This is a genomic window from Pseudoxanthobacter sp. (assembly GCF_036822375.1).
GTDB lineage: Bacteria > Pseudomonadota > Alphaproteobacteria > Rhizobiales > Segnochrobactraceae > Pseudoxanthobacter.
On the sequence record NZ_DAISHT010000199.1, the window covers coordinates 1,570 to 6,094 of the forward strand.

The following is a 4,525-nucleotide window of genomic DNA, read 5'->3' on the forward strand; positions in this document are numbered from 1 at the left end:
GAGCGGTGCCTGCCTGAGCGGCACTTGCCTGCACGGCACTTGCCTGCACGGTGCTTGCCTGCTCGACGGCCTGCTGGAGCCGGGCCAGCTCGTGCTTCAGCCGCAGGGCCAGCGGATCGGCCGCCGCGGCGGCATATGCGCTGTCCCGCGGGGTGGCCGCAGCCGGCGCAAAGGCGGCGGTCGGCGTGGGGGTAACTGCGGCCGCGGCCGGCACCGGGGCGGCCGCCGGAACAGGCGCGCCATGCGCCGGTCGCGCGGCGGCAAGCTGCGTCACCTGCGCGGCAAGCGCGCTGATGCGCGGCTGCAGGGTGGCCGTGATGCGCTCACCCAGCGCTTCCACGGCGCTTTCGGCGGCCCGCACTGCGGCGGCATCGGCATCGGCCGGATGGTTGCCGATGGCGGTTTCCAGCGCGGCCAGCCGGCCGGCAAGGGCGCTCACCACGGCGGTGAGATCGGCCGGCGCGTTGTGCTCCACCGCCTCGGCTACCGCCTGCAGCGCGCTCGTCACGTCATCGAGACGCTGGTCGAGACGGGCGATATCGTGGCCGGCGGCGGCGGTGTCGATCCGGGCGGCAAGGGAATCGATGCGGTCGCCGAGATGGGCGGTTTCCAGCCCCGTGGCCTCGATGGAGTCGGCCAGCCGGTCAAGCTGGCCCTGAAGCGCCGCCTGCGCGGCCCGCGCGAGCGCGTGATCCTCGTCCTGACGCTGCAGAACGGCATCGAGCCGGCCGATCAGCCGGGTCTCAAGGCCGGGCGCGGGCAATTGCGTGGCAAGGCCGGCCACCTCGGAGCGCAGGTCGCCGACATCGTCCATCACCTGTCCGATATCGGTGCGCATGGCCTGCATGCCGGCATCGCTGCCCTGCCACACCTGCTCCAGCCGGGCGCCGATGGCCTCCAGCCGGGCTTCCAGCATTTCGTCGGACTGCGGACGCAGGCGGGGGGCCTCGGCCTGAGCCGCCGGCCGGCTGCGCGGGGGGGCGGCAACCGGGGCGCGGGCCGGGGCCGGCTCCTCATCGGCCGCGGTGGCGGCGTTGGTGCGGATCGGCGGGCCTTCGGCAAGGGCGCGCACATGGCGGCCGATATCGTCCAGCGCCTCCAGCATGGCATCGAGGCCGGTCGTCGCCGGTGCGGCGGCATCCACGGCGCTGCGGCGCGCGGCGGCGGTGCCGGCCAGCAGGTCGCGGGCGGAAAGCGCAGCCTGCCGGGCACCGTCGAGACGGGCGGGCGTGAGCGGGCGCAGGTCCACACCCCGGCCGGCGGCCGGAGCGCGCTCGCCGGGAGGCGCGGCAAACCACAGATCGTCGAGTGTGGCGTCGGCTGCGGAAACCGCCGGACGCGCCCGCACGGCCTGCCGCGCCGGAATAGCGCGCAGGCTGGCCCGTCCCGCAGCGGTGCCGGGGGTGGACATCGGATCTTCCGGATCGGGATAGCGGCGGCTGCGGGCCGCGGTGCGCGGCGCTGCGGCCTCGGGGCGAACCGCATCGGCAGAGCCCGGCACGCGCGCCTCCCGCCCGAATCGCTCGCGGTTGCCTCGCCCGGCGCCTGACCCGTCAATTGGCATCGCTGCCCTTCCTGATGAAACTGCCCGGCCCGCGGGCCGGCCGGAAAAGCCGGCTTGCCGGAAACCGGCGCCCGCCGGCCCGACACCGCAGCCGCTGCACGCGAATCAGGCCGCCCGGCCATACCCCGATCATTTCGGGATCATGGTTAGCAACCTGTTAACATCTTGAGACTCTGCCCCATTCGCCTGTGGTTGAAAAGGGTTGGCCGGGCTTTCCACCGCGCCGTCCCCCGCCTTGTTGCCGCGCGGGCACGGTGGTGCCACGGCGCCCTTTGCCGGTAACGGCGTGTGAAACAACGGTGACGTATGCGTAAGCGCGGCGTAAAATCGCGGCGGAAAGCGTGCCGTCGCGGCGAACCGCTCGCAGTGGTGCCGGCTGAGGAGGAGACCATGGAGGAACTGGATTTAATCGGCGATACGCCCGGCCGCGATGGCGGGACGGAGCGCGGCCAGCTCCAGACCGCCTACACGATCGGCGAGCTTGCCCGCGAATTCGGCGTCACGCTGCGCACCCTGCGGTTCTACGAGGATCGCGGGCTTATCAACCCGCGCCGCGAGGGGGCGGCGCGCGTCTACAGCCGCCGCGACCGGGCGCGGCTGAAGCTGGTGCTGATGGGCAAGCGCGTGGGCCTTTCGCTGGCCGAGATCAGCGAAATGCTGGCGCTCTATGACCTGCGCGACGGGCAGGTTGGCCAGATGCGGGCTGCCGTGGAGCGCTTCCAGACCCAGATCGGGGTTCTGGAAAGCCAGAAGCGCGATATCGAGCAGGCTATCGACGACCTGAAGCGCACCGTGGCGCTGGTCTCCGGCATGCTGCGCGAGCGCGAGGGGCGCGAGGGCTGACAGGGCGCTCGGCCGGCACGGGGGGCGTCCGCCTGCCATCGCGATCTGCCGGCGTATCGGGGCCGTCTGCGCATCGATGTCCGCCTGTGTATCGGTGTCCGCAGGTCGATCGACTTGCGCCTGCGCATCGCCTTGCGCCAGCCGCCGCCGCGCCTGCCATCGCTGCGCCCGATTTCGCTGAAACCAATTCACGGGTCGTTATTCCGCCCGCTGTCGCTGCCCGGTCGCCCGGTCTCAGGGCGCGGCGGCCGGTGCGGCCCGCACATTGTCCTCCGAGAGGGAGAGCCGACATGACCCTGTCTCCGCCGCTGCGCCGCCCGGTGCGCGGCCGCCAGCCGATGGCGCTCGTTGCCGCCGCTGCGGCCGCCCTGCTGACGCTCGCTCCCGCCGGTGCACGGGCCGAAGATGCGCTGCCGGCCGGCACCGCCGACGAGCGCGGGCCGGTCGAACTGGTCTTCGTGCAGCAGGCGGCCGGCCTGAAATTCGACGGCAAAACGCTGACGCTGGAGGGCGTGGCGCCGACCACGACGCTGTTTTCCAGCCGCCCGGAACCGACGGTCGGCCAGATCACCACGGCGCAGTTTGTCAAGTTGTGGACGGCGGCGCAGGACGGCTTCAAGAAAGACCCGCCGAACGCCTCGCTGACCTTCATTGCCGACAAGTCGGCCCATCCGGTTACCGTTGAGCTGGTCAATGTCTCCGGCAGCGGCGATACGCTGTCTTATTCCATCAACGTGCTCGACGGCACGTTGCCGGAAAGCGCCGGCGCGGTTTCCATTGCCGTCGATCCGGTGTTCTGGCGCCCGCCGGCCGGATGGAACGGGCCGTTCCTGATCTGCCGCACGTCGCCCTACTGGGGCAGCCGGCTGTGCCGCGGCGGGTGGTGAGGCGGGCTCAAGCTTCCCGCTGAACGAATATCAGGCATGCATGTTTCCGGCACCGGCTGCGCCCGTCGCAGCCGGTGCTTTTTGCATGCGTATAAAACAGGCGCAAAAAAACCAAAGCCCCTCAAACGGTTGTTTGGTGGAGTTGCGATAAAATTTTCGCAACTGCGCTGTAAACGATTTTGCAGTGCGTACCTCGGCCTTGCGCGAGGCTGGCGGGCGAGCCTTGACCATCGGCCGTTGCGCTGCCATCTCTTAAACCACGCCGCACGTTGTTCTCGTGCCGCGCCGCCCTTCCTGGGCGTTTCCTCCCTTGACTCGGGCCGTCGACGCTTTGCGGACGGCCCTTTTTCTTGCCCTCAACACAGTCAATACGCTGCAACCGGATGTGTCGGCTGACATCCGTTGCATCTGCATGTCGAAATCCCCTGCCGGCATTTGCGCGATGGCGCCGTTTGCTGGCCGCGGCCGGCGGTTTTTCAGCGCCGGTCCCCAAACGGGTTCTTGACGTGCTGCGCTGCACATGCGAATGTTGCGGTGCGATAAGCTTCTTGCTGTTTCGCAGCCCTCCTTGGGCGTTTCCTCCCTTGACTTGGGCCGCCTGCCTTGTGCCGGTGGCCCTTTTTCTTTTCCGGCTTTCTGCGCGCGGGCGGCCGATATGGCCCCGGATGCGGGTTTGTGAACGATTACATGCGGGATTCCGCAGGCCTTGTGCCGGCTGCCCGCCGGCCGGCCGGCGGGTGCCGCCGATGCGGCAGCTGCCCGGTCACGAATTTGTGCGATGCAAAATACAGCGCGCCGGAAGGCCGCTCAGGCAGCGGTTTTTAGACGAAAGTATAACGGGGTTGTGGCGTGCGTCGTCGTGCAAGCGACTTTGCAAAAGAGCGTTACGCCAAGGTGTTCGGGTATAGTCCGGCAGCGAATGCGGCGCAGGCCGGCGCGCCGCGGCCCGGCAGCGGATCGTTACGCCGCCAGCGTGCAGGTGCGAACCGCTGCCGCAATATTTCCTTGACGGGGCGGGGGCACTCGGTCATCGTTGCAGTGCGAGACAGCTGCCGTGCTGCATCGCATGCCCTTCCGGGCGTTTCCTTCCCAAGACTTTCTGGCCGCCTCGGCATTTCGGGGCGGCTTTTCTTTTGCCCGTTCGCGGCAACGGCACAGGCGGCCGGCCGGCGCGGTTCCGGCAAGGTCTTGTCCGGCAGGGTCTTGGCGGAGTTCTGGCGGGGGAATGCGG

3 protein-coding genes are annotated in these 4,525 nt (G+C 69.6%); 2 read left to right on the top strand and 1 reads right to left on the bottom strand.

Features of this window, described 5'->3' with window-relative positions:
* Positions 1–1,411, bottom strand: a 1,411-nt coding sequence (locus V7067_RS14515; RefSeq protein WP_334176620.1) for a hypothetical protein, incomplete at its 3' end; no start/stop codon positions are given.
* Positions 1,412–1,954: 543 nt separating this feature from the next.
* On the opposite strand from V7067_RS14515, the gene V7067_RS14520 reads away from it, so the two are divergent.
* Together V7067_RS14520 and V7067_RS14525 are read left to right on the top strand one after the other, a co-directional pair.
* Positions 1,955–2,407, top strand: coding sequence for a MerR family DNA-binding transcriptional regulator (locus V7067_RS14520; RefSeq protein WP_334176621.1), 453 nt, complete (start codon positions 1,955–1,957; stop codon positions 2,405–2,407).
* Between the two features lie 290 nt (positions 2,408–2,697).
* A complete protein-coding gene (locus V7067_RS14525; protein WP_334176622.1) occupies positions 2,698–3,294 on the top strand; it encodes a hypothetical protein in 597 nt (198 codons plus the stop codon).
* Positions 3,295–4,525 lie beyond the last annotated feature (1,231 nt).

Bases quoted from the DNA above. Each gene is read 5' to 3' on its own strand.
- V7067_RS14520 (WP_334176621.1), top strand. From the start codon at position 1,955: ATGGAGGAACTGGATTTAATCGGCGATACGCCCGGCCGCGATGGCGGG.
- V7067_RS14525 (WP_334176622.1), top strand. From the start codon at position 2,698: ATGACCCTGTCTCCGCCGCTGCGCCGCCCGGTGCGCGGCCGCCAGCCG.